We start from the raw sequence: 24,570 nt of genomic DNA, 5'->3' as shown, positions 1-24,570 counted from the left end.
CGTTATACCTTTTCGGCATACATGCTATCACGCTGTTCCTTGATCTTCTTGTCGTTCATATATTCGTCGAAGGTCATGTAACGATCGATCACACCGTTAGGTGTTAGCTCTATTACTCGATTTCCCACTGTTTGCGCGAATTCATGATCGTGTGTGGTAAACAATACCGTACCCTTAAAATTCTTCAGAGAGTTGTTAAAGGCGGTGATCGATTCCAGATCCAAGTGGTTGGTAGGTTCGTCGAGCATAAGTACATTAGCACGCATCATCATCATTCGGCTAAGCATACAACGTACTTTTTCACCTCCTGAAAGGACATTCGATTTTTTTAAGGCCTCTTCCCCGCTGAACAACATTTTACCCAGAAATCCGCGTATATAGACTTCCTCTCGTTCTTCTTCGGTCTTGGCCCATTGCCGCAACCAGTCCACCAAAGACATGTTGTTGTCGAAAAATGAACTATTGTCTAACGGTAAATAGCTTTGTGCCGTGGTTACGCCCCATTGATAGCTCCCTGTGTCTGCTTTGGCATTCCCGCTAATTATCTCGTAAAACGCCGTAGTGGCACGAGAATCCCTTGAGTACACGACCACTTTGTCGCCTTTTGCCAGATTGATATCCACATTCTTGAATAGTACCTCGCCGTCAAGCGATGCCGAAAGATTTTCGACATTAAGAATTTGGTCGCCTGCCTCACGATCGCGCTCGAAGATGATTGCCGGGTACCTTCGGCTGGAAGGTTTTATATCTGAAACATTTAGTTTTTCGATCATCTTCTTACGGCTGGTCGCTTGTTTTGACTTTGCCACGTTCGCCGAAAATCGTCTAATGAATTCTTCCAGTTCTTTCTTCTTCTCTTCGGCTTTTTTATTCTGTTGCGCCCTTTGTCTGGCCGCCAATTGACTGCTTTCGTACCAGAAAGTGTAGTTCCCGCTATAATGGTTGATCTTTCCGAAGTCGATATCGCTAATGTGCGTACACACCGAATCTAAAAAATGTCTGTCGTGCGATACCACGATCACACAGTTGTCATAGTTCGCCAAGAAGTTCTCCAGCCAGCTTATGGTTTCATAATCCAGATCGTTGGTAGGCTCATCCATGATCAGTACATCGGGGTTACCAAACAAAGCCTGCGCAAGAAGCACACGTACTTTTTGCTTTCCGTCAAGATCGCCCATAAGGCTGTAATGAGCCGTTTCATCGATACCAAGATTCGACAACAATGCGGCTGCATCACTTTCGGCGTTCCAGCCGTTCATCTCTTCGAAAGCTACCTGCAGTTCTCCGATACGCTCGGCATTCTCATCAGAGTAATCCTCATAAAGCTTATCGATCTCCGATTTGATAGCAAATAATTCTTTATTTCCTCGCAGAACGGTTTCCAGCACCATAAAGTCATCGTACGCATTGTGGTTTTGTTCAAGCACCGACATACGCTTGCCGGGCTCCAAATGTACATGACCCGAAGTAGGATCCTGCTTGCCCGATAGTATTTTTAAAAAAGTAGATTTTCCGGCACCGTTCGCCCCAATGATCCCGTAACAGTTGCCCTGTACAAACTGGGTATTGACATCGTCAAAAAGGACACGTTTCCCGAATTGAACCGATAAATTTGAAACTGAAAGCATAGCGATTGGAAATTTTTGTAATTCGCCGCAAAAGTAGCCAATTAACTGGGATTGAAGAAACATTAACGTTTTAAAATTCCTTTTAACGAGGAATTAACATTCCCACCCTAGATGGTGAATTACTTTTGTTTGTACCTAAACCACAGCATCCATTGTTTAATAAGTTACTATTCCTCCTTTCCATACTTTTATGCGTTTCTTGCAATAACGCTTCAGAAGAATCCTCCAAAACCATTTGGGTGGGTGGAGAAGTTGTTAATCCCAAATCTGAATATGTAGTCCTTCGGAAGGATCAAAAGATTTTGGATACCGTACCACTAAACGATAAGAACTTCTTTCTGTATGAGGCCAAGGATTTTTCCAGCGGATTTTATTCTTTTCAGCATTTCGAATATCAAATGTTTTTTGTAGAGCCCGGTGATAGTATTATTTTTCGGGTGAACACCGTAGATTTCGACGAATCTCTTACCTACACCGGTAAAGGCGCCGACAAGAACAATCTTCTTATGGAGCTTTTTCTTATAAATGAAGCCGAAAACAAAGTGGTCCCTTCATGGTACACCCTTTCTCCAATGGCATACGAGTCGAAACTGGATTCATTAAAACAGATACGTGTTTCCTTATTTGAAGATTTTAAGGACTCTCATGATACCAGTGACGCTTTTGAAGAGATTGTAGAAGCCAATATCAACTACGATTACTTTTCAAAAAAAGAAATGTATGTAACTGCCAATGCAGCTAATTCCATTCGTTATCCCGATGGCTTTTTCGACTATCGCGATACAATTGACTTTGGCAACGAAGAACTTCGTTCCTATTATCCCTATTACCGCTTCCTGAATCGCTACTTCGATAATATAGTCTATGAAAAATACAGATCGGAGCAGGATTTGGATAAATTTTCATATCTGCACAATTATCACAAGATCCAAACGATCGATAGCCTGGTAACAAACGATTCGTTAAAAAATAATCTTCTTCGCACCTTCGTAAAACATTATTTGATCAATGGGAAGGATGCTGAAAACGAACGTCTAATCAAAGAACTTTTTCTAAAGACAAATACAAACTCCTATCACCACAGGGAGATCGAAGCACTCGCTGAAGCTACCATGCGCTTGACCCCTGGTAACACCGTACCCAATGTTCTCTTGGTGACCACAGAGAATACCATGATGGATCTTCAAAAATTGATCAAGAAGCCAACCGTCCTGTATTTCTGGTCTGCGCAGTCCATGCGTCATTACAAAGACATACATTCAAAAGCTGCCGAATTAAAGGATAAATATCCCGAATACGACTTTATTGGTATAAACACCGATACTCATTTTAAAAAATGGCGCGATATCGTTCGCAATGCCGGGTACAACAGTAACCTCGAGTTTCAACTGGAGAACATCGATGAAGCTGAAAATAAACTCGTTATCAACACGGTTAATAAATCCATACTCGTAGATAAAAACGGGGTCATTCTGGAGGGGAACGCCAATCTTTTCAATCCGAAAATGGAAGAGCTGTTGTTAGGATATCTCAATAAATAACAGCAATGTACATACAATAAAAAAGCCTCAAGGTGTTGAGGCTTTTTTTGTTGTTGGAGGTTTTAGTTCCCTTTTTTATAATCGGCTAAGAACGTCGCCAGACCTATATCTGTTAAAGGATGTTTGAGTAACCCTTCAATAGAGGATAAAGGTCCTGTCATGACATCGGCACCTATTTTAGCACATTCCAGTACATGCATGGTATGACGCACGGAAGCAGCTAAAATTTGTGTTTCGAAACCGTAATTATCGTAGATCAATCGTATGTCGGCAATAAGACTTAGCCCGTCGGTGGAAATATCGTCCAACCGCCCAATGAACGGGGAAACATAGGTCGCTCCCGCTTTCGCCGCAAGTAAGGCTTGTCCTGCAGAGAATACCAAGGTACAATTGGTACGGATTCCATGGTCTGTAAAATATTTAATGGCCTTCACCCCTTCTTTTATCATTGGGATCTTCACCACGATCTGTTCGTGTAGTTCTGCCAGTTCCTCCCCTTCCTTTACCATACCTTCAAAATCGGTCGCGATCACTTCCGCAGAGACATCACCATCCACGATCTTACAGATATCAACATAATGTTTTAGAATGTTATTTCGTCCCGTGATCCCCTCTTTCGCCATTAGCGAAGGGTTCGTAGTAACACCATCGAGAACTCCTAAGTTTTGAGCCTCGCGAATTTGATCCAGATTAGCCGTATCAATGAAAAATTTCATAGTAAAGGGTTTATATTTTTAGTAGGTACAAAAGTACATAAGATCGACTTGTTGTAAAACGTTTGCACTAACTATTTTCCGAACAAGAATTGTTCATAACCTACTTGAGCTTGTAGTGGTTGAGTAACATTCGCTCGTATACCTTATCGGGAAGAACTCTTTTAAGCACAATAGAGAATTTTTGAAGCGGTGCCCCAACTTTATAATGGATCCTGGGCTTGGTAGTGGAAATGATCTTGAATACCATCCGGGCCATTTTGGCCGGGTCTTCACCTTGAACTACATGTTCGTTCATTTGGCGAAGAGTGCTTCCGTAGGCATCACGGTACGGTGAATCCTCCAATACCGGAGCATGATAACGACCCGCGGCAATATTGGTGGCGAAATCTCCCGGTGCGATATTGGTCATCTCAATTCCAAACTGTTTAATTTCCATGCGGAAAGCCTCGGTGGTGATCTCCAAAGCCGATTTAGTAGCACTGTAGATCCCGCGATACGGCAATCCCATATACCCCGCAATGGAGGTTATGTTTATAATATGCCCTCTTTTTTGCTGCCGCATTTGTGGCAAGGCCGCTTTCATAACACGAATAGGTCCGTATACATTGGTTTCGAATGCCTTATGGATCTCTGCATCGGGTGTTTCTTCAATGGGACCGGTAATACCAACACCGGCATTGTTAATGAGCACGTCAAGCCTACCTTCTCTTTTAATTACTTCGGAAACTGCTGTAATGATAGAGGCATTATCGGTTACATCCATGGCCAGCAATGGAAAGGAGCACTCATCTGCATATTTTTGGGGCGACCTGCTGGTTCCGTAGACCCGGAACCCTTTTTCTGTAAGAAATTCGGCTATGGCTTTTCCAATTCCTGAAGAACCTCCGGTAATAAAAACTACATTCGCCATATTATTGCTTGAAAGAACAAAGATGCGTTACCCCGGGTACTTTTCCAAAAGATTGGAACGAAAAATAAGGGTACAAAAAATGGCAAGCTACCTACATCACACCGCTACGACCGTCTACCCTTGCTGCGTTCCCGCCCTGGGGGATTCAACAGGAGCTGGTTGTGTAGGACTTGCCGGTGCAAATATACGGGTTTTTGTAGATTTCACAATGATTTTTAGTTCTAGATTATAATAAATATCTTGCCGAAAATTTGATCGAATCATGAAATTCCATAAGTATTTTATAGTGATGGTCTTAGCTGCTTTTGCGGGTGGCTGTGGCAATACTTCAGAAGATGCCAACGACCTGTTTAGCATTCAAATCAAGGAAAACAAAAAGGTCTATACCCCTGCTGAAACGATCTCGGTGTCGCTTCAAAATCTAAAGAACCGTGATATGTCATCGGTGACCTACTTATTGGACGGTGATGTGATCGCTTCTGTGAAAGGTACTGAGCCCGTTTCGGTATCACTTTCAGAAAAAAAACTGGGCCAGCGTAACTTGGAAGCCCGTGTCGAATCTAATGGGTCGACCTATATGGTAAACAAAGTATTTACCATGGTCGCTTCGGAAAAGCCAACTCTTTATACATATAAGATCTTAGAAAGTTATCCTCACGACCGCAATGCTTACACGCAAGGACTGGAGTTTGAGAATGATACATTATACGAAAGTACCGGACAGTACAAATCGTCATCGCTTCGAAAGACCAATTATATTACCGGCGAAGTGCTTCAGCAGATCCCTTTGCCCGACACCTACTTTGGTGAAGGTCTCACAATTCTAAATGATAGGATTTACCAGCTAACCTGGAAGGAGAACACGGGATTCATCTATAATCTGGCCACGCTGGAGAAAAAAGGAACATTTGTGTATGGTTCCAGTAAAGAAGGATGGGGGCTGTGTAACGACGGCACAAACATTTATAAAAGTGATGGAACCGAAAAGATATGGACGTTACATCCGGAGACCCTTGGTGAACAAGGCTACATAGAGATATACACCAATACCAGTAAGATCCCCAGAGTGAACGAGCTGGAATGGGTAGAAGGAAAGATCTATGCCAATATCTACCAGCAAAGTGCCATTGCCATTGTGAATCCCAAGAATGGCGCTGTAGAAGGTGTCATCAATTTAAGCAGCTTAAAGGACGAGGTCACTCTACACGAAACATTGGATGTGTTGAACGGGATTGCGTATAAGGGCGAGCCAAACATTTTATATGTCACCGGAAAAAATTGGGATAAATTGTTCAAGATCGAGATCGTTGAGAAGTAACATATCCTTTTAATGGATGAATGCACTCTAACCGAAACCCGATAACTTTTGCGGGCTACAATAATTAGCTCCATAAAAAGTTATATTTTTACTGAAAATTATTCTAGATGAAGTATGTATACGGATTGGCACTTTTGGGGTGTCTGATTTTTTGGAGTTCTTGCCGAAATGATTTTGAAAGTGTGCCCAGTACCGGAAATTTGGAGTTCTCAAAGGACACGGTGTACCTCGATACTGTCTTTACCAATATTGGTTCCAGCACGTATAATCTAAAGGTCTATAACCGAAGCGATGAAGACATCAACATCCCCTCGGTACGATTGGGTACCGGAGAGTCTTCCTATTACCGCCTCAATGTAGATGGGGTCCCCGGCAAAATTTTTGAGAACGTTCAAATAATGGCCAAAGACAGCATCTTTATTTTTATAGAAACTACAGCCGACATCAATGATTTTCCAGCAGATGAGAGTCGTTTCCTGTATACCGACCAGATCCTTTTTGACAGCGGTGCGAACCAGCAGGAAGTAGAACTGGTGACCTTAGTGCAGGATGCTGTTTTCCTCTTCCCTGAGGATCTTGGCAATGGAATGTTTGAAACACTAAATTTAGGACAAGACGGTGATGGAAATGATATTTTAATAGAAGGCTTCTTTCTCGATGACACCGAACTCACCTTTACCAATGAAAAACCTTACGTGATCTATGGATTCGCAGCGGTAGGCCCCGGAAAGACCTTAAATGTACAACCCGGAGCACGCGTTCATTTTCATGCTGACAGCGGTATATTGGTTGCGAATACCGGTTCTATCAAGGCAAATGGTCTTCCCAGTTCCGATCCGGAGCTTCTGGAGAACGAGATCATCTTTGAGGGAGATCGGTTGGAACCGGATTTTTCGGATATCCCCGGACAATGGTTTACCATCTGGTTAACAGCAGGAAGTACCAACAACGAGTTCAGTTATACAACTATCAAGAACAGTGTAGTAGGCATTCTTATGGATTCTAACGATGGTGATGAGACCCTTACTTTAAAGAATGTACAGATCTACAATTCGGCCAACGTAGGGCTGCTGGCACGTACAGGAAACGTCTACGGAGAGAATATGGTGATCAATAATGCAGGGCAATCTGCATTGGCCTGTTCCATTGGCGGCACGTACACCTTCAACCATTGTACCTTTGCAAATTACTGGACCGGAAGCTTTCGCTCCTTTCCTGCGGTTACTTTAGACAATATTATAGATGAAACAACCGGCATGGACCTCACCGCCACCTTCAACAATTGCATTGTATACGGGAATGAACAGCGAGAACTTGGTCTCGTACCATCGAGCTCAAGCGCGCAATTCAATTTTAATTTCACTAATAGCTTGATACGTTTTGAGGATCCTAACGGAGATTTCAGTGACGATCCTAACTATCAGTTTGAGAACGATCTCCTTTATACCAATATAGCGCTTAACCTGGACCCGGCCTTTCAGAATACCGAAATGAACAACTTCAACATCGAAAAGGATGTGTCGGGTGCAGAGAATCTGGGTATCACCCCTACATCGCCTCCGGTTCCTGTAGACCTCAACGGTACTGTGCGGGCGAATCCTTCAGATGCCGGAGCCTATGAAAGCATTGTGTTTCCCGATGAAGGAAATTAACTAATGTGAGACCTTACAAGACATAAAAAAACCCATCGCTTTTACGATGGGTTTTGTGTTTCAAAAGTGAAAGAAAATTATATTATAGTACTCTTACGTTTACTGCGTTTAATCCTTTTTTACCTTCTTTAAGTTCAAATTCCACTCTGTCGTCTTCACGGATCTCATCGATCAAACCTGAAATGTGTACAAAATGTTCTTTGTTTGTGTCATCTTCAGTGATAAAACCAAATCCTTTGGAATCGTTGAAGAATTTTACTGTGCCTGTTTGCATTATAATAGTATTAAATTAAGCGGCAAAGGTATACTTATTTCTTTCTCCACACTATTTTTTTGTAATTATATTTTCTGAAGGCTGCAAATCTCTGGTAAAAAGGAGCAGATCCTCACCGTCTTCTTTTAGTTTGGTCTCTCCTGTATTTCTGAAGGATAATTTTTCAAGCAAGTGAATGGACCTTTGGTTCTCATGTTTTGTGATCGCATAAAGTTTTAGGAGTCCTAAAGTTTCGGAAGCATGCTTAACAACCGCTTGTGAAGCTTCAAAGGCATATCCTTTTCCGAAGTATTGAGGCAGGAAAGCAAATCCCAGGTCCGGATGTGCCAGATTCTCTCGCTTATAGAGACCGCAGCTGCCAATTGGAATCTCGCTCTCTTTCAGCATAACAACATACGCTCCGAATCCGTGTTTTTTGTAACTCCCGAGATAGTGGGTGTTCAAATATGCTTCGGCATCTTGGTTTGAATTGATACTCCTGTTTCCAATATACTCTAGCCATCCTTCGCTGTTCATCAAGGCGTATAAGAACGGCGCATCCTGTTTTGTGAATTCACGCAAGGATACCTGCTGCGTAGAAAACACTTCCATTGTTAAGCCTTAAACAACGGCAATCCTGCCATCATATCGTGTACTTGTTCTGAAATTGCTTCCAGCATCCCTTCGTCTTCATGATTCATGATCACATCGTCCATAAGCTCCACGATCTGTTGCATATCGGTCTCGACCAGACCGCGCGTGGTCACAGCCGCTGTTCCTACACGTATCCCACTGGTTACAAAGGGCGACTTATCGTCAAACGGGACCATATTCTTATTCACGGTAATATCGGCTTTTCCCAGGGCTTCTTCTGCTTGCTTCCCGCTAATGTTTTTATTGCGAAGATCGATCAACATCATGTGATTGTCCGTACCTCCGGAGATGACATGGTAGCCCTTATCGATAAACGCTTCGGCCATAACGGCGGCATTTTTCTTTACTTGTACCATATAATGAAGAAATTCATCTGTAAGCGCCTCGCCAAACGCAATGGCTTTGGCCGCAATAATATGTTCCAAGGGTCCTCCTTGGTTCCCGGGAAAGATCCCACTGTCTAAAAGAGAGGACATCTTTCGTAAGCTACCATTCTTTAAGGTGATCCCGAAGGGGTTGTCAAAATCTTTCCCCATTAAGATCATTCCGCCTCTGGGTCCTCTAAGGGTCTTATGCGTGGTGGTTGTCACCACATGACAATGGGGAATTGGATCTGCAATGATCCCTTTAGCGATCAGGCCGGCGGGATGAGCGATATCTGCCAGTAAAATAGCTCCCACTTTATCGGCGATCTCACGAAAGCGTTTATAATCGATCTCACGCGAATACGCAGATGCCCCTGCAATGATCATTTTAGGTTTCTCTTTTATTGCAATGGCTTCAATAGTATCGTAATTAAGCATGCCTGTTGCTTCTTCAACGCCATAAAATACAGGATTGTACAAACGACCGGAAAAGTTAACGGGCGATCCATGTGTAAGATGCCCTCCATGCGACAAATCGAAACCTAAAAAGGTATCTCCGGGTTGCAAACACGCCGCAAAGACAGCCGTGTTCGCTTGCGAGCCGGAATGTGGCTGCACGTTGGCATATTCGGCTCCAAAGAGGGTTTTCGCGCGATCTATTGCGATCTGCTCTACCTCGTCCACCACTTCACAACCACCATAGTAGCGTTTCCCCGGATAGCCCTCTGCATATTTGTTGGTAAGTACAGAGCCGGCAGCTTCCAATACTTGATCACTTACAAAATTTTCGGAAGCAATGAGCTCCAAACCATTAAGTTGCCGTTGCTTCTCTGCCTCTATAAGTTCAAAAATCTGTTCGTCGCGTTGCATATTTTTTCTGAAAAAGTTAATAAAAATCAAAAATAGTAAAAGCTTGCCGTTAGTTCTGAAGAAATTATATATTTGATTAACATTTTACAAACAACAAAAAAACCGCTATGCCTTTAACTGCCAACGACCCTAAAAGAAAAACGTGGCTGGATACGCCTGCAGATACCGACTTCCCCATTCAAAATATTCCGTTTGGGGTGTTTTTAACACGTGACGATATCATCACTATCGGAACACGCATTGGAGATTATGCCATCGATCTGGGAGCTTTGCATCAACTGGGTTATTTTAAAGGGATCGATCTTACCGATGATATTTTTTTACAGGACAGCCTAAACGACTTCATTGCCGATGGCAGAAAAACCTGGCGGTTGGTACGTAACCGTATCTCGGATATTTTCTTAGAAGGAAACAATAGCCTGCGCGACAATAAAGAACATTGTAACAAGGTCTTGTTCACCATGGACGAGATCGAGATGCAATTGCCGGTGGATGTTGGGGATTACACCGACTTCTACGCGAGCAAGGAGCATGCCTTTAATGTAGGGTCGCTCTTCCGCGATCCGGAAAATGCCCTTTTACCCAACTGGTTACATATACCCATTGGCTACCACGGCAGAAGTTCTTCCATTATACCTTCCGGAACTCCTATTCGACGACCGGTTGGACAAACCAAACCAGGCGATTATGCTATCCCGGGTTTTGGACCCACCAAACTTTTAGATTTTGAACTGGAAATGGCCTTTATCACGACAGACAGTAATGATCTGGGAAAAAGGGTGTCCATTAACGATGCCGAAAATTATATCTTCGGATTGGTGCTTTTCAACGACTGGAGTGCACGTGATATTCAGGCGTGGGAGTATGTGCCACTGGGGCCGTTCTTAGGAAAGAGCTTTGCTTCTACTATTTCCCCCTGGATCGTAACCTTGGATGCACTGGAATCGTTCCGCGTTGAAGGACCTGCTCAAAATCCGGAGCCACTACCCTATTTAAAACAAGGAAAGAAAAAGAATTTTGATATCAAGCTTGAGGCCTCCATCCAACCTGAAGGCGGTGAGGAGACCGTAGTAGCTGCTTCCAACTTCAAATATATGTACTGGTCCATGGCCCAGCAACTTACGCACCACACAGTCAACGGCTGTAACGTTAGAAGCGGCGATATGATGGGGAGCGGAACTATTTCGGGACCTACCAAAGAATCGTATGGTTCTATGTTAGAACTTACTTGGCGCGGTAAAAACCCTATCACACTCAAAGACGGTACGCAAAGAAAATTCATTAATGATAACGACACCGTTATTTTAAGAGGATTTTGTCAAAATGAAAAAGTGCGCATTGGTTTTGGAGAATGCAGCGGGAAGGTCCTACCGGCACTGCCTTTTTAAATTTGGCACCACAATTGTATTCTATGCATCATAACCAATACTTTTTGTTATGAGATCAACTATTACTTTATGTTGCCTGGCGCTATTGTTTGCGAGTTGTAATAGTGTAAAACGCAATCAGAAATTCGTCGCACAGGGAAATTACGACCAGGCGATCGAACTCGCTGTAAAGAAACTCCAAAAGAACAGAGATTCTGATAAGAACGACGCACACATCGTGTTGCTTGAAGAGGCTTTCTCCAAAGCCGTTGAAGACGATACACGCCGAATCACTTTTCTGAAAAAAGAGAACAATCCTGCCGCATCTAGGGAGATCTACCATTTGTACAGAGATCTTGAATACCGTCAGAATCTCTTACGCCCTTTACTACCCTTGTACAGCGATGCCCTTGGCAGAAATGCTAATTTTAAGTTGGTCGATTATTCAACTCAACTCATCGCTGCAAAGCAAGCGTATATTGCGTATCTCTATACAGAAGCTGACGCCTACATGGATCGGCAGCAGATAGCCGATTACCGGACTGCGTATCATATCTACTGTGAGATAGACGAACTACAACCCAATTATAAGGATGTGAAACGCCTCAAGGAAGACGCACATTTCTACGGAACGGATTTCGTTTTTGTTTCATTGAACAACCGAAGCGGACAGATCATCCCTCATCAACTGGAACGGGAACTTCTAGATTTCAATACTTATGGATTGGACGATTTCTGGACCGAATATCACAATGAGCGTCAGCAGAACATTCAATACAATCTGGGAATCGTTCTCAATTTACGGGATATCGCCATCGCTCCCGAACGTATCTATGAAAGAGAGGTCCTTAGAAAGAAACGCATAAAGGACGGATGGGAGTATCGTTTAGATCGAAATGGAAATGTTGTTAAAGACAGTCTGGGGAATCCTATTAAGATCGATAAGTTTAAGAACGTTACGGCCAGACTTTTTATCACCGAACAATCCAAATCGGTTTTGGTAGCCGGGAATGTGGTGTATCGCGATCTTATTGCAAGACGTGATCTCAACGACTTCCCATTGTCGAGTGAATTTATTTTTGAAAACATTTTTGCGACCTACCAAGGTGATAAAAGAGCATTGGAAGATGAAGATTGGAACTTGATCAATAATCGCTTTGTACCGTTTCCCAACAATTCGCAAATGGTACTCGATGCCGGTGAAGACATAAAACTTCGCCTTCGGGAGATCCTAAAGAATAATTCCATACGATAAAAAAAGTCCCGCAATGTGCGGGACTTTTTTTTAGGTGTATTTTTTCAAGTGAGCTGCGCTAATGCTGTGATGGGAATCGTGATGAACTACGGCTCCGTTCTTAATGACCAGTACCTGCGGACTTTGATGTGTGACTCCAAATCTGGATGCTACTTCATTGGAAATATCACGATGCTGTAAAAGATCCAAAAAATAGAGTTGCATGCTATCTTCGGGAAGGTCATAGGCACTTTCAAACTGGCGTAATACCATAGCGCTTATTCCGCAACGTGTGGAGTGCTTGAAGATAACCACAGGCTTTTCTCTGGAGGCTGCTTCAATCGCATCCAACTGTTCCATATCGGTGAGTCGCTTCCAAGGCACTTCTACGATCTCTTCCTTTACGATATCTCGTTGTGACTTAAATCTACCAAATAATCCCATGCTTCAAATTTTATATAAAGGTACACATTCCGCGTTCCATTTTTCTGAAGGAATTCATAAAAAAACACAGCTCCCGTTGTCAAATTGTCGTGCTAAACAGGCTCTAAATCGGTCATTTTGTCGTAAATTATTTGTGGCGTATCTTTTGAAATAACCCTTGCAGAAAACATTGAAAACATGAATTTTAACAACTTTACTATAAAAAGTCAGGAAGCGATACAGCAAGCACAAGTGCTGGCGCAAAGCTTCGGACATCAACAGATCGAGAATGAGCACATTTTAAAGGCGGTCTTCGAGGTGGATGAGAATGTTACACCCTTCATTCTGAAGAAGCTGAATGTGAACATAGGGATGATCCAGCAGATCCTGGACAAGCAGCTTCAAAGCTTTCCGAAGGTATCGGGAGGTGATATCATGTTATCCAGAGAAGCATCAAAGACCGTGAATGAGGCCGGTATTATAGCGAAAAAAATGAACGATGAATATGTTTCCATCGAACATTTATTGTTAGCAATACTGGATTCCAACAGTTCCATTGCCCAGTCTTTAAAGGACCAAGGTGTGACCAACAAAGGAATGAAAGCAGCTATTTCCGAATTGCGCAAAGGCGATTCGGTCACCTCACAAAGTGCTGAGGACACCTACAATTCATTAAACAAGTACGCAAAGAATCTAAATCAGTTGGCCCGTGACGGAAAACTGGATCCTGTTATTGGGCGCGATGAGGAGATTCGGCGTATCCTGCAAATTCTCTCCAGACGCACAAAGAACAACCCCATGCTCGTGGGAGAACCAGGTACCGGTAAAACAGCCATTGCCGAAGGTCTCGCACACCGTATTGTAGACGGCGATGTGCCCGAAAACCTTAAGAGCAAGGAAGTTTATTCCTTAGACATGGGAGCCCTTATTGCCGGAGCGAAATACAAAGGCGAATTCGAGGAGCGCTTAAAGGCGGTTATAAAAGAAGTTACTTCCAGTGATGGAGACATTGTGCTTTTTATCGATGAGATCCATACGCTGGTAGGTGCCGGTGGCGGACAAGGCGCTATGGACGCGGCAAATATCTTAAAACCCGCATTGGCACGAGGAGAACTTAGAGCGATCGGGGCTACGACCCTGGACGAATATCAAAAGTACTTTGAGAAAGATAAAGCCCTGGAACGTCGTTTCCAGAAGGTGATGGTCGATGAACCCGATACCGAAAGCGCTATTTCTATACTGCGCGGGATCAAAGAGAAATATGAAACCCATCATAAGGTTCGTATCAAGGATGATGCGATCATTGCAGCCGTCGAGCTATCGCAGCGCTATATCACGAATCGCTTTCTTCCGGATAAGGCTATTGATCTTATGGACGAAGCCGCTTCTAAAATGCGCATGGAGATCAACAGTAAACCTGAAGAATTGGATGTACTGGACCGAAAGATCATGCAACTGGAGATAGAACTGGAGGCTATAAAACGGGAGAAGGATGCCGCGAAACTGAAATCGCTTCAGGCAGATCTCGCCAATCTGAAGGAAGAACGCAACGAGTTGAATGCAAAATGGAAAAGCGAAAAAGAAGTTGTAGATAACGTTCAGAAAGTAAAAACAAGCATCGAGGAATACAAACTGGAAGCCGAGAAAGCAGAACGTGAAGGAGACTTCGGAAAAGTAGCCGAATTGCGCTATGGTAAGATCAAGGAAGCTCAGGAGGAGCTGAGCAAACTCGAGACGCAGCTTGCCGAGAATCAAGAGGGCAGCTCTCTTATTAAAGAGGAAGTGACCCATGAGGATATTGCTGAAGTGGTTGCAAAATGGACCGGAATACCGGTGACCAAGATGCTTCAAAGTGATCGTGAAAAACTATTAAAGCTGGAAGACCATTTACACAAACGAGTGGTAGGTCAAGATGAAGCCATTGTCGCTGTGAGCGATGCCATTCGCCGAAGCCGTGCAGGTTTACAAGATGCGAAGCGTCCCATTGGATCGTTCTTATTCTTGGGAACCACAGGCGTGGGTAAGACTGAATTGGCCAAAGCATTGGCAGAATATCTGTTCGATGATGAGAATGCCATGACACGCATCGATATGAGTGAATACCAAGAACGCCACAGTGTAAGCCGATTGGTAGGAGCACCTCCGGGATATGTGGGATATGATGAAGGAGGACAGCTTACGGAAGCGGTACGTAGAAAACCGTATTCTGTAGTATTGCTGGACGAGATCGAGAAAGCACATCCCGATACCTTCAATATCCTGTTACAGGTGTTGGATGAAGGCAGGCTCACCGACAATAAAGGTCGTGTAGCCGACTTCAAGAATACCATCATCGTAATGACGAGCAACATGGGAAGCACCATCATTCAGGAGAAGTTCGACACTGTAAAAGATCCGGATACAGCCATGGAAGCTGCCAAAGTAGAAGTGCTGGGGCTGCTAAAACAAACGGTCCGTCCGGAATTTTTGAACAGGATCGACGATATCGTGATGTTCACGCCGCTTACCAAAGAGGATATTCACAAGATCGTGGGACTTCAACTAAAAGGAGTTTCCAGAATGCTGGCAAAACAGAACATTACCTTGGATGCGACCGAGGAGGCGATCCAGTACCTGGCACAACGGGGCTTCGATCCTCAATATGGTGCCCGTCCCGTAAAAAGGGTTATTCAGAAAGAGGTCTTGAATGCATTATCCAAAGAGATCCTTTCAGGAAAAGTGACTACAGACAGTATCATTCTTCTGGACAGCTTCAACAACGAGCTGGTCTTCAGAAATCAGAGTGATCTGGTGAACAATAATGGTTAGCGTTCCTTAAAAACGCATTCATAATTTGGTTGGTTAGTCAAGAGCCACCTGTTGAGCAATCGCAGGTGGTCTCTTTTTTCTGAAAAATGACAACACCTCAACCTACTCCATAAAAAAACCGGAAGTTGCCTCCCGGTTTTTTATGAATAGGTTATTTTACTTTTTTATTACTGAAAAGGTCTTGGCGCCTTCCTGTGTTGTAATTCTCATGAAATAAGATCCTGCAGCTATACCGGAAAGGTCCAGGTATACCGAAGGACTGTCGTACACCTTTGAAACGATCGTTTGTCCCAAAGTGTTGAAAAGCGTGACCGTATCGATCTTTTGTGAGTGATCGATGGTAAGTATGTCTGTCACCGGGTTAGGATAGTAACGAATTCCCTCGAAAGCGGCATCGTCCACGCCTAACAGTAATTCCACCGTGATCGCAAGGAGATCTCCTTCACATCCGTCTACCGTCTGACTCACATAATATGTAGTGCCGTCTACCAATGGGGTGGTATCGGGGATCATTGTCATTCCGGCCGCATCTGAATACCATGTCAAGTTCTGTCCGGTTACGTCAAGATCTGCCAGCGTCTCACCTGCAAAGAATGTTTGTGTACTATCTCCGGAGGGTGCAGCGGGTGCAGGCGTTACCATTACAGCTTCTTCCACACGATCGGAGGCACATACAAGTCCGGGGGTGATGGTCCAGTTGTAAAAGAAATAGTACACCGTTGCATTGGCATCATTGTCGTTTATAGTTCCACCGGTGACCGTACCCACGGTTCCGATAGGATACGGGAAGCCGGGATGACCGCTGGAAAATTCGCGTACCATTACGGGGCTGCTCTCTGCCACCAGGTTAAAGTCTGTCCCCATGGGCACATAGAAATCAAGGTTCAATGTGAACTGTACCGGTGTAGAAGAATTTCCTGCGGGCGCTGCTATGGTCGCTGTTTCTAAGACATTCAGTCCGCTGTCCTTGAGCTGCATTACGACATCCCCCGGGGTAGAAGATGCCAAATAAACATCTACCGAGTTGATGGTAAAATCCTGTGTAGCGTTAAAAGCCAAGCCCCACGGACTCGTGACGGCAACTACTGCCGATGAAGTCGTATTTGTAGGTGCTACGCGTGCCCCTCCGGTCTGTGGCGTCCCGCCACCTCCGTTATTGATGGATTCTGCCCAAAAAGAAGTGTTAGAACTCAATGCGGGTGTTACAAAAGGTGATCCGGAACCCACCAGGTTCCCTCCCGTGGCCGCATCGTACCAGTTCACGCTGTCGCCATTATGTGTCGCTGTAAGCGTTGCCGTCTCTCCTTCACAAACAGTACCGGGGCCATCGGTGGCTGTAATTACGGGATCCACACAACCTTGACGCTCTTGTGCGAATAAGAATGCGCTGCTTAGCAAAGCCGCTGTAAGTACCGCAGACATCCTATCAAACTGAAGATTCATGTATTTTTTTTTCATAATTGATTTGATTAGTAATTTGGAAGTAAGATAAAAAATTGTTTGTAATTAGAGATGTCTTTCTTGAAAATAGGAGTCATTTTTCTCGAGTTTGCTTACTTTCGCAACTATGACCTACATTGCAAAATGTATCTGCATTATTGTCTTCTGCCTGTGCTGGACAGGATGCAAGGATGTGCCCGAACCCGTGGCAGACAGTCGTGTAAATGATTACGCCTTGTACGATGTTTCCGGTGATCTTCACAGGTTCTCCTATTACAACGATCACAAAGCGATCGTTCTTTGGGTGCAGGGAAACGGCTGCCCCATTGTTAGGAACGCACTTACAGATTTCCATGAGGTCGCTTCGGAGTATTCTCAAAAAGGGTTTGTATTCTTTATGCTGAACAGCAATCCGCAGGACGACCGTTCAGAAATTCAGAAGGAAGCATTGCAATTCAATTTTGAAGTACCTGTACTGAAAGATCCCGCACAACTCATAGCAGATGCATTGGATATCACCCTAACCGCCGAAGCGATCGTACTGCATCCCACTACCCGGGAGATCCTGTACCGGGGCCCCATTAACGACCGGCTGGACTACGAAGTTCAGAAGCAGACTGCCTCCAACGACTTCTTGAAACAAGCACTGGACCGCATCCTAAAGGGGAAGAAACCAACGCAGAAAGAAGCAATGACCCGTGGGTGTACCGTCACCCGTTTGTCGACCCTTCACGATGAAACACAGCTTACCTATACAAAAGACATTGCTCCCATTTTAAAAGAACGATGTGCCGTGTGCCATATTGACGGCGGGATCGCCCCCTGGCAGATGACCGATTACCGGACCATACAAGGATGGTCCCAGATGATGAAACAGGTGTTGCTTAGCAAGCGTATGCCCCCCTGGAAAGCGGACCCTCATATTGGCACCTTTGAGAACTCGCTGGCCCTTTCCGACTCCAACGCTCGGAAGATCGTAGCCTGGATCGACAACGGTCTTGCCTACGGCGAAGGAGACGATCCCTTGCAGGAACTTTCGCCGATCACCAAAGAATGGAAGCGCGGTATTCCCGATGCCGTGATCGAATTGAAGACCGAGTTACTTCCCGCGACCGGTGTACTAGATTACAGATACCAAAGCATACCCTTAAACAACGACACTGCCAAATGGCTTCGGGGGATCGAGATCCAACCGGGAAATAATCAGGTGGTACATCATGTGGTCGTCACCAATACCGAACGCAACAAAGAAAGTCTAATTACCCACCGAAAACAACGGCCGTGGACCGATAATTACATAGCGATAAGCAGTCAGGGAGCGCAGGCCACTTTCTTTCCTGAAGGTACCGGTGTACTGCTTCCCGAACAGACCGAGCTCACCCTTCAGATCCATTATACCACCACCGGAAAGACAGAAGAAGATAAGACGCGTATTGGCTTATATTATCACGAGACGCCCCCCGGGAAAGAATTCTATGCGCTGTCCCCTTCCAAGAACAATTTTACCATTCCGCCGTATGCACAGAAGGTACCCTTGCGTGTGGAAGATTCCATTCATCGTGATATCAATATCCATTATATTGCGCCCCACATGCATTACAGGGGAAAGAGCATACGCTTTGGCGTAACCTTCCCCGACGGAAGGAAGGAGACCGTTATTTCCATTTCCGATTATAACTTCAACTGGCAACGCATGTATCGTCTGGAAACCCCGTTCTTTGTGCCCAAAGGATCCAAGGTTTGGGTAGAAGGCATCTACGACAACAGCTTTCAGAATCCCTTTAATCCAGATCCTTCTCAGGAGATCGGTTTTGGTTTGCAGAGTACGGACGAGATGCTAATAGGGTTCTTTAATTATACCATAGAAGACTGACCTTTAAGTCTTTGAGGGTCGTTTCAGAAAAAAATATTTTCACCACTCCTGTAACAAAAACCCCTCCTTCCTCGTCTACTTAGTATAACAATCAAAAAAAAACAACCATATGAACACTTTAGAGAACCCTTCGAACAAAAAAACTGCAAGACCCAATTATATTCTTGGCGTATATATTGCCGTTATCACCTTGATCACAGTTACCTATTCGGTAACCACTATAGTAAGCAACCTATAAAAAAACCCGCTCATAGAGCGGGTTTGGTTCGTTATAACATCACATTTGGTTACCAGCTGGAAACCTCTTTTTTAATGTCTTCTTTCGCTTTTCCGGTCTTTTCCTGAATTCTTCCAACCAGTTCGTCGAATTTACCTTCTGAATACGTACTGTCATCGTCTACGGCAATACCGTATTGCTGTTTGGCTTTACCTTTAATTTGATTCCAGTTTCCTTTTAATTGCTCTGAGTTCATAGCTATGTTGTTTTTAAGTTAATAAGGATAAAGATACCATGCATAGGCTCCTTTCTGTAATAAGGAAGTCTTAAATAGGCCGGCGGAACTGTTATAGTTTTACAAAAGTCTCTTAAATTATGTTACAAACAATAATCCCGCTTCGGGGCAGGAAACGGGATCTCTTCTTCATAGCATAACTTCTTATCTATATGTAAACCTCACATTTAACATAGATGCGTTCTATTTCTATATACGAGAAACTGCATCTCTTGGTTTTAAGTTTTGTATCTTTCTTCGTCAAAAAAAGCATCATGCGTACATACCTCATCCTTATACTGCTGGCAGTAAGCTCTTTATCGGCTTGTCTTTCTTCGGAAGAAAAGAAAGAATTGCTGCCCACGACCGAAGTTCCGGCACTCACCACCTACTATCTTATACGGCATGCCGAAAAGGACCGCAGTGATCCGGCCAACAGCGATCCGGAACTCACGGAAGCAGGACGGGAACGGGCCAAGAAATGGCGTACGTTCTTCAGTAAGGTGCCTCTTGACCAGATCTATTCCACTTCGTATAAGAGGACGCAGCAAACAGCCATGGATGTGGCCAGCGACCACAATATCCCTATACAAACCTACGATCCATCGACCTTGTATGATGAAGACTTCCAACGTACCACCCAAGGGAAGACGGTGCTTATTGTAGGACATAGCAATACCACGCCGCAATTTGTGAATGCGATCCTGGGAACCAACGAATTTACCGACATGGACGATACCGACAATGCCAGTGTGTATATGGTGACGGTGACAGGCGACCAAAAGAAAGCGACGGTGCTTACGGTGGAATGAACCCCTGTGAGTTTGGATGAAATCCCTCGTATTGACGAATAATTATTACTATTTTTGCGGGCTATGGCACTTCAGAAGAACGTAAAGATCAAGAACCGAAAGGCAAAATTCGAATACGAGATCCTCGATACGTATACGGCCGGGATCGTTCTGGGCGGTACCGAGATCAAAGCGATACGAGAAGGAAAGGCATCCATTGCCGAGAGTTTTTGTGAATTCAATGATCGCAATGAGCTTTTTGTGATCAACATGACCGTTCAGGAATATTCGCATGCTTCCCATTTCAATCACGACCCGAAGAAGGCACGAAAGCTGTTGCTTAACCGCAATGAGCTTAAGAAACTGGAAAAAGAGGTGCGCAATTCGGGGAATACGATCATTCCGCTGCTATTGTTCACCAACGATCGCGGACTGGCCAAACTACAGATCGCTTTGGCGCGTGGAAAGAAGCAATACGACAAGCGGGAAACCATGAAAGAACGCGACACCCAGCGTGACTTGCGCCGTATCAAGAAAGCATTCAATACGTGATGGTTGTGGTGCCGGTGTTCTCGATACAATCCTTTTGGACTAGCCTCCAAATGGATCACTCGAACTGACAAGAGGATACAATCCTTTTGGACTAGCCTCCAAATGGATCACTCGAACTGACAAGAGGATACAATCCTTTTGGACTAGCCTCCAAATGGATCACTCGAACTGACAAGAGGATACAGTCCTTTTGGACTAGCCTCCAAATGGATCACTCGAACTGACAAGTGGATACAATCCTTTTGGACTAGCCTCCAAATGGATCACTCGAACTGACATGGTGAATCCACTTTTAAGTAGCATGTACTATGAAAATCTACTATGTTTACATATTAGAATGTGCTGATAATACTTATTATACAGGGATAAGTTCCAATTTATCGAAACGGCTTAGTGAACATATTTCCGGGAAACATCCCGACTCCTACACCTATAGTAGACGGCCGGTATCCCTTGTCTTTCATTGTACTTTTACAGAAGTTTCGATCGCCATAGCGACCGAAAAGCAAATTAAGAAATGGTCTCGAGCAAAAAAAGAGGCACTTATAGATGGAAGGTTTGAATCACTGCCGAATTTATCTAAGAAAAAATTCAAGTAGTCTTTTTGACACTTCTTCTAATTCTTTGTATTCTGGTGTTTTGTGGGAGGAGATGTGTTTGGTTCTCGATACTATTCTTTAGTACTACCGTACTAAAGAATCACTCGAACTGACACAAAGATACTAACCTTTACTACTACCGTACTAAAGAATCACTCGAACTGACAATACCATACAAGCCTTTTATATTATATTTATCTCTTATCAAACAATAGAGATAAAAACGGCGATGCTAATTGGATTTACTGTAAGGATTTTTAAACTTGACATTGGGAGACACGCTTTTTATAAATATCTTCGTTGGATAAACGAGAGACCGCTTCTATGAACCGACTCCTATTTCCGGTACTTTTCCTTTTCCTTTGCATTAGTAGTATACAGGCGCAGATCGTTGGAAAGGTCACCGATGTACATGGTGCACCGCTGCCTTTTGTGAACATCTATCCGGAGGATAGCTATAAAGGGACCACCACCAATGATGACGGGAATTACAAACTGGAGGTGGGTGAAGGTACCTACCGGATCCGGTTCCAGTTCCTGGGGTATACCACACACAGTGAGGACGTAGTGGTCACCGCCGGCAGCACGAGTGTCCTTAATGTGGTCCTGCAGGAAGAAACGACGAGCCTTAACGAAGTGGTGATAAGCAAGGGAGAAGACCCCGCGAATCGTATTCTTAGAGAGACCATAGCGCGCAGGAAAGCAAATCTGGATAAGATCGCTGCCTATACTGCCGATTTCTACTCCCGGGGTATCTGGCGGGTAGACAGCATTCCGGAGAAGATCTTTGGACAGGAAGTGGGCGATTTTGACGGTCAGCTGGACTCCACACGCACGGGGATCATCTACCTTAGCGAGACCCTTAGTGAGATCGCATACCGCTCTCCGGACGATTTTAAGGAGCGTATTATTGCCAGCAAAGTGAGTGGTAACGACAACGGTTTCAGTTTTAACAGTGCGCAAGACGCCAATTTCTCCTTTTACCGGAACACCATCGACCTGAACGCAGCCATCGTCTCCCCTATTGCTGCCAATGCCTTCAGTTATTACAATTACACCCTGGATGGGATCTTCTATGAGGGCACCAAGCTCATCAACAAGATACGCGTCACTCCCAAGCGCCCTAACGACCGTGTTTGGAGTGGTATTATTTATATTGTGGAAGACGACTGGCAGTTGTACGGCGTGGAGCTTACCACTACCGGACAGGCGATACAGGTTCCGTTTATCTCGACACTGGTCTTTAAGCAGAACTTTCAGTTTGATACTGCCAAGAACTTTTGGGTGAAGCGTTCGCAAACCATTGATTTTGGTTTTGGATTCTTCGGGTTCAACGGGGACGGACGTTTTATTGCCGTGTACAGCAACTACGACTTTACGCCCGACTTTGAGAAGAACGCCTTTACCAATGAAGTACTTCGGTTTGAAGCGGAAGCCAATAAAAAGGACAGCTTGTTCTGGCGCGGTACGCGTCCGGTGCCGCTTACTGACGAGGAACTGAACGACTACATCAAGAAGGACAGCATACAAACGCTTCGGAAATCGCAGGTGTACCTCGATTCCATAGACCGTAAGAGCAACCGCTTCAGCCTTTTGGACCCCATTACGGGTTATACCTATAAGAACAGCTTCAGACGCTGGAACATCTCCTACGAAGGGCCTTTTCCGAAGGTACATTTCAACACCGTACAGGGCTGGAATAGTAGCGTACAACTGGGGTACTTTCAGAATTACGACGAGAACGGCAGCAACCGACTTTCGGTCTTTAGTAATGTCACCTATGGATTAGCGGACGACCGGGTGCGGGTGACGGGTGGGATCGTTAGAAATTTCAACAGGACCAACCGTTTGAACCTTTCGGTGTACGGCGGAAGTGAGGTGCGGCAGTTCAATGCTTCGGAACCTATATCGCCACTGGTGAATACGGTAGCGACGCTCTTTTTTGAGCGTAATTATATGAAGGTCTACGAGCGCACCTTTGCACAGCTGGGGTATCGTCAAGAGCTTTTTAACGGCTTGCGTATTGCCACCCGCTTTGGGTACGAACAACGCAGTGCGCTATTCAACCAAACCGATTATGTCACGATCCCGAACGATGACGTGATGTACACCTCCAACAATCCGCTAGAACCATTAAATACGGAAGACGCAGCGATCGTGACGCACGAACTTTTTAAGAGTACGATCACTGCCAATATTACCTTTGGACAAAAATACATGACCTATCCCGACGGGAAGTTCAATCTGGGGAACGAGAAATATCCGGCCTTGTCTGTTACGTTCGAGAATGCCATGGCCGCTTCGGAAGCAGGCTATAATTACAGTCAGTTAAGCGCACAGCTCTATCAGGCTGTGACACTGGGTAATAAAGGTGAATTTAGTTACCGGCTTAAAGGCGGGACCTTTTTTAAGGGCGAGGATATCTCTTTTGTGGATTACCAGCATTTTAACGGCAACCAGACCCGTGTGGGTACGCGCGGGAACTATACCAATGTGTTCAATTTGTTGCCCTACTACCGTATGAGCACTAACGACAGCTACTTCGAAGGGCATGTGGAGCATGATTTCAGGGGGTGGATCCTTGGAAAAATACCCGGTATCAATGCCCTGAACTTCAATTTGGTGGCCGGCGCACATCTGCTGAGCATCGCCGATACCAAGCCCTACACCGAAGTATCGCTGGGGATCGACAACCTGGGTTTTGGAAAATACCGGCTGTTACGTCTGGACTATGTGCGTTCTTACTACGACGGCGGCAGTGACGGTGCGTTTATCTTCGGACTGAAGTTTCTGGGTCTTTTTGATTAAGTATGCTGCGTAAGCATTCGTTGTTATGCCTTTTAAAACAACGCATATTGCATGTAAAATACGCCCTGTTTTCTTCTGAAGGTTGTAGGAGTTTGTTTAACAGTAATGTAGGATTATACGTTATAAAATTATATTGAAAATGGATTCGTGGGGTATAGTGGGGATAAAGTGGGGATAAAGTGGGGATAAAGTGGGGATAAAGTGGGGTTAAAGTGGGGTTAAAGTGGGGTTATCGTGAGGCTGATAAAGGGTGAAATTTGGGGTCAAAACCGGTCAT

Annotated in this window: 21 protein-coding genes and 1 other RNA gene; 12 read left to right on the top strand and 10 right to left on the bottom strand. The window is 44.5% G+C overall.

The annotated features are described in order from the left end of the window. Nucleotides 1–2 precede the first annotated feature (2 nt). A complete protein-coding gene (locus JS40_RS01010; protein ID WP_034257755.1) occupies nt 3–1,628 on the bottom strand; it encodes an ABC-F family ATP-binding cassette domain-containing protein in 1,626 nt (541 codons plus the stop codon). A 152-nt stretch (nt 1,629–1,780) separates the two neighbouring features. On the opposite strand from JS40_RS01010, the gene JS40_RS01005 reads away from it, so the two are divergent. After that, complete coding sequence (locus JS40_RS01005) at nt 1,781–3,169, top strand: TlpA family protein disulfide reductase (protein WP_034257754.1); 1,389 nt, start codon at nt 1,781–1,783, stop codon at nt 3,167–3,169. A 62-nt stretch (nt 3,170–3,231) separates the two neighbouring features. Here the strand turns inward: JS40_RS01005 and fsa are convergent, their stop codons facing one another. From fsa to ffs, 3 genes are all read right to left on the bottom strand, one after another. Next, a complete protein-coding gene (gene fsa / locus JS40_RS01000) occupies nt 3,232–3,885 on the bottom strand; it encodes a fructose-6-phosphate aldolase (protein ID WP_034257753.1) in 654 nt (217 codons plus the stop codon). A 100-nt stretch (nt 3,886–3,985) separates the two neighbouring features. Next, entirely contained in the window at nt 3,986–4,795 is an 810-nt protein-coding gene (locus tag JS40_RS00995) for an SDR family oxidoreductase (RefSeq protein WP_034257752.1), read from the bottom strand. Between the two features lie 77 nt (nt 4,796–4,872). Continuing rightward, nucleotides 4,873–4,971, bottom strand: an RNA gene (ffs, locus tag JS40_RS14995) — signal recognition particle sRNA small type. An 86-nt stretch (nt 4,972–5,057) separates the two neighbouring features. Here ffs and JS40_RS00990 point away from each other — a divergent pair. Beyond that, entirely contained in the window at nt 5,058–6,113 is a 1,056-nt protein-coding gene (locus JS40_RS00990; protein WP_034257751.1) for a glutaminyl-peptide cyclotransferase, read from the top strand. Nucleotides 6,114–6,220: 107 nt separating this feature from the next. Beyond that, nucleotides 6,221–7,765: a hypothetical protein gene (locus tag JS40_RS00985; protein WP_034257749.1), complete on the top strand. Its 1,545-nt coding sequence runs from the start codon at nt 6,221–6,223 to the stop codon at nt 7,763–7,765. An 82-nt stretch (nt 7,766–7,847) separates the two neighbouring features. On the opposite strand, the gene JS40_RS00980 is transcribed toward JS40_RS00985, so the two are convergent. Genes JS40_RS00980 through glyA form a run of 3 tightly spaced genes read right to left on the bottom strand, consistent with a single transcriptional unit; the run spans nt 7,848 to nt 9,907 of the window. Continuing rightward, a complete protein-coding gene (locus JS40_RS00980; protein ID WP_034257748.1) occupies nt 7,848–8,039 on the bottom strand; it encodes a cold-shock protein in 192 nt (63 codons plus the stop codon). 51 nt (nt 8,040–8,090) lie between these two features. Then, nucleotides 8,091–8,630, bottom strand: a complete 540-nt coding sequence (locus JS40_RS00975; protein WP_034257747.1) for a GNAT family N-acetyltransferase — start codon at nt 8,628–8,630, stop codon at nt 8,091–8,093. Between the two features lie 2 nt (nt 8,631–8,632). Beyond that, nucleotides 8,633–9,907 carry a serine hydroxymethyltransferase gene (glyA, locus tag JS40_RS00970; protein ID WP_034257746.1) on the bottom strand — a complete coding sequence of 425 codons (1,275 nt, stop codon included), beginning with the start codon at nt 9,905–9,907 and terminating at the stop codon, nt 8,633–8,635. A gap of 107 nt (nt 9,908–10,014) precedes the next feature. Here glyA and fahA point away from each other — a divergent pair, with 107 nt between their 5' ends. Then, on the top strand, nt 10,015–11,295 hold the full coding sequence (gene fahA, locus JS40_RS00965) for a fumarylacetoacetase (protein ID WP_034257745.1): 1,281 nt from the start codon (nt 10,015–10,017) through the stop codon (nt 11,293–11,295). Between the two features lie 49 nt (nt 11,296–11,344). Then, nucleotides 11,345–12,529 (top strand): hypothetical protein, encoded by a 1,185-nt coding sequence (locus JS40_RS00960; RefSeq protein WP_034257744.1) that lies wholly within the window; start codon nt 11,345–11,347, stop codon nt 12,527–12,529. A gap of 30 nt (nt 12,530–12,559) precedes the next feature. Here JS40_RS00960 and ytxJ read toward each other — a convergent pair whose 3' ends face one another. Next, on the bottom strand, nt 12,560–12,952 hold the full coding sequence (ytxJ, locus tag JS40_RS00955; protein ID WP_034257743.1) for a bacillithiol system redox-active protein YtxJ: 393 nt from the start codon (nt 12,950–12,952) through the stop codon (nt 12,560–12,562). Nucleotides 12,953–13,129: 177 nt separating this feature from the next. On the opposite strand from ytxJ, the gene clpB reads away from it, so the two are divergent. Beyond that, entirely contained in the window at nt 13,130–15,739 is a 2,610-nt protein-coding gene (gene clpB / locus JS40_RS00950) for an ATP-dependent chaperone ClpB (protein WP_034257742.1), read from the top strand. 156 nt (nt 15,740–15,895) lie between these two features. Here the strand turns inward: clpB and JS40_RS00945 are convergent, their stop codons facing one another. After that, on the bottom strand, nt 15,896–17,197 hold the full coding sequence (locus JS40_RS00945; RefSeq protein ID WP_034257741.1) for an Ig-like domain-containing protein: 1,302 nt from the start codon (nt 17,195–17,197) through the stop codon (nt 15,896–15,898). 109 nt (nt 17,198–17,306) lie between these two features. Between JS40_RS00945 and JS40_RS00940 the strand changes: the two genes are divergently transcribed. Further along, nucleotides 17,307–19,052: a redoxin domain-containing protein gene (locus JS40_RS00940; protein WP_034257740.1), complete on the top strand. Its 1,746-nt coding sequence runs from the start codon at nt 17,307–17,309 to the stop codon at nt 19,050–19,052. Between the two features lie 109 nt (nt 19,053–19,161). Next, entirely contained in the window at nt 19,162–19,290 is a 129-nt protein-coding gene (locus JS40_RS15615; protein WP_262482533.1) for a hypothetical protein, read from the top strand. 49 nt (nt 19,291–19,339) lie between these two features. Here the strand turns inward: JS40_RS15615 and JS40_RS00935 are convergent, their stop codons facing one another. After that, on the bottom strand, nt 19,340–19,525 hold the full coding sequence (locus JS40_RS00935; RefSeq protein ID WP_034257739.1) for a CsbD family protein: 186 nt from the start codon (nt 19,523–19,525) through the stop codon (nt 19,340–19,342). Nucleotides 19,526–19,818: 293 nt separating this feature from the next. Here JS40_RS00935 and JS40_RS00930 point away from each other — a divergent pair, with 293 nt between their 5' ends. From JS40_RS00930 to JS40_RS00915, 4 genes are all read left to right on the top strand, one after another. Beyond that, complete coding sequence (locus JS40_RS00930; protein ID WP_034261862.1) at nt 19,819–20,355, top strand: SixA phosphatase family protein; 537 nt, start codon at nt 19,819–19,821, stop codon at nt 20,353–20,355. Between the two features lie 63 nt (nt 20,356–20,418). After that, nucleotides 20,419–20,886, top strand: a complete 468-nt coding sequence (smpB, locus tag JS40_RS00925) for an SsrA-binding protein SmpB (RefSeq protein WP_034257738.1) — start codon at nt 20,419–20,421, stop codon at nt 20,884–20,886. Nucleotides 20,887–21,194: 308 nt separating this feature from the next. Then, on the top strand, nt 21,195–21,485 hold the full coding sequence (locus JS40_RS00920) for a GIY-YIG nuclease family protein (RefSeq protein ID WP_034257737.1): 291 nt from the start codon (nt 21,195–21,197) through the stop codon (nt 21,483–21,485). 324 nt (nt 21,486–21,809) lie between these two features. Continuing rightward, the gene (locus JS40_RS00915) at nt 21,810–24,293 is read left to right on the top strand and encodes a DUF5686 and carboxypeptidase regulatory-like domain-containing protein (protein WP_034261859.1); all 2,484 of its coding nucleotides are present in this window, start codon (nt 21,810–21,812) and stop codon (nt 24,291–24,293) included. Nucleotides 24,294–24,570 lie beyond the last annotated feature (277 nt).

It is taken from the genome of Altibacter lentus (assembly GCF_000746845.1).
Taxonomy (GTDB): domain Bacteria; phylum Bacteroidota; class Bacteroidia; order Flavobacteriales; family Flavobacteriaceae; genus Altibacter; species Altibacter lentus.
Note: the sequence above shows the minus strand (reverse complement) of the source record. Positions and strands in the feature narration are given on the sequence as shown.

Bases quoted from the DNA above. Each gene is read 5' to 3' on its own strand.
- JS40_RS00960 (WP_034257744.1), top strand. From the start codon at position 11,345: ATGAGATCAACTATTACTTTATGTTGCCTGGCGCTATTGTTTGCGAGT.
- JS40_RS00935 (WP_034257739.1), bottom strand. From the start codon at position 19,525: ATGAACTCAGAGCAATTAAAAGGAAACTGGAATCAAATTAAAGGTAAA.
- JS40_RS15615 (WP_262482533.1), top strand. From the start codon at position 19,162: ATGAACACTTTAGAGAACCCTTCGAACAAAAAAACTGCAAGACCCAAT.
- JS40_RS00930 (WP_034261862.1), top strand. From the start codon at position 19,819: ATGCGTACATACCTCATCCTTATACTGCTGGCAGTAAGCTCTTTATCG.
- ytxJ (WP_034257743.1), bottom strand. From the start codon at position 12,952: ATGGGATTATTTGGTAGATTTAAGTCACAACGAGATATCGTAAAGGAA.
- JS40_RS00995 (WP_034257752.1), bottom strand. From the start codon at position 4,795: ATGGCGAATGTAGTTTTTATTACCGGAGGTTCTTCAGGAATTGGAAAA.
- JS40_RS00975 (WP_034257747.1), bottom strand. From the start codon at position 8,630: ATGGAAGTGTTTTCTACGCAGCAGGTATCCTTGCGTGAATTCACAAAA.
- JS40_RS00920 (WP_034257737.1), top strand. From the start codon at position 21,195: ATGAAAATCTACTATGTTTACATATTAGAATGTGCTGATAATACTTAT.
- clpB (WP_034257742.1), top strand. From the start codon at position 13,130: ATGAATTTTAACAACTTTACTATAAAAAGTCAGGAAGCGATACAGCAA.
- JS40_RS00915 (WP_034261859.1), top strand. From the start codon at position 21,810: ATGAACCGACTCCTATTTCCGGTACTTTTCCTTTTCCTTTGCATTAGT.
- JS40_RS01010 (WP_034257755.1), bottom strand. From the start codon at position 1,628: ATGCTTTCAGTTTCAAATTTATCGGTTCAATTCGGGAAACGTGTCCTT.
- smpB (WP_034257738.1), top strand. From the start codon at position 20,419: ATGGCACTTCAGAAGAACGTAAAGATCAAGAACCGAAAGGCAAAATTC.
- JS40_RS00945 (WP_034257741.1), bottom strand. From the start codon at position 17,197: ATGAAAAAAAAATACATGAATCTTCAGTTTGATAGGATGTCTGCGGTA.
- fahA (WP_034257745.1), top strand. From the start codon at position 10,015: ATGCCTTTAACTGCCAACGACCCTAAAAGAAAAACGTGGCTGGATACG.
- JS40_RS00985 (WP_034257749.1), top strand. From the start codon at position 6,221: ATGAAGTATGTATACGGATTGGCACTTTTGGGGTGTCTGATTTTTTGG.
- JS40_RS00990 (WP_034257751.1), top strand. From the start codon at position 5,058: ATGAAATTCCATAAGTATTTTATAGTGATGGTCTTAGCTGCTTTTGCG.
- glyA (WP_034257746.1), bottom strand. From the start codon at position 9,907: ATGCAACGCGACGAACAGATTTTTGAACTTATAGAGGCAGAGAAGCAA.
- JS40_RS00940 (WP_034257740.1), top strand. From the start codon at position 17,307: ATGACCTACATTGCAAAATGTATCTGCATTATTGTCTTCTGCCTGTGC.
- fsa (WP_034257753.1), bottom strand. From the start codon at position 3,885: ATGAAATTTTTCATTGATACGGCTAATCTGGATCAAATTCGCGAGGCT.
- JS40_RS00980 (WP_034257748.1), bottom strand. From the start codon at position 8,039: ATGCAAACAGGCACAGTAAAATTCTTCAACGATTCCAAAGGATTTGGT.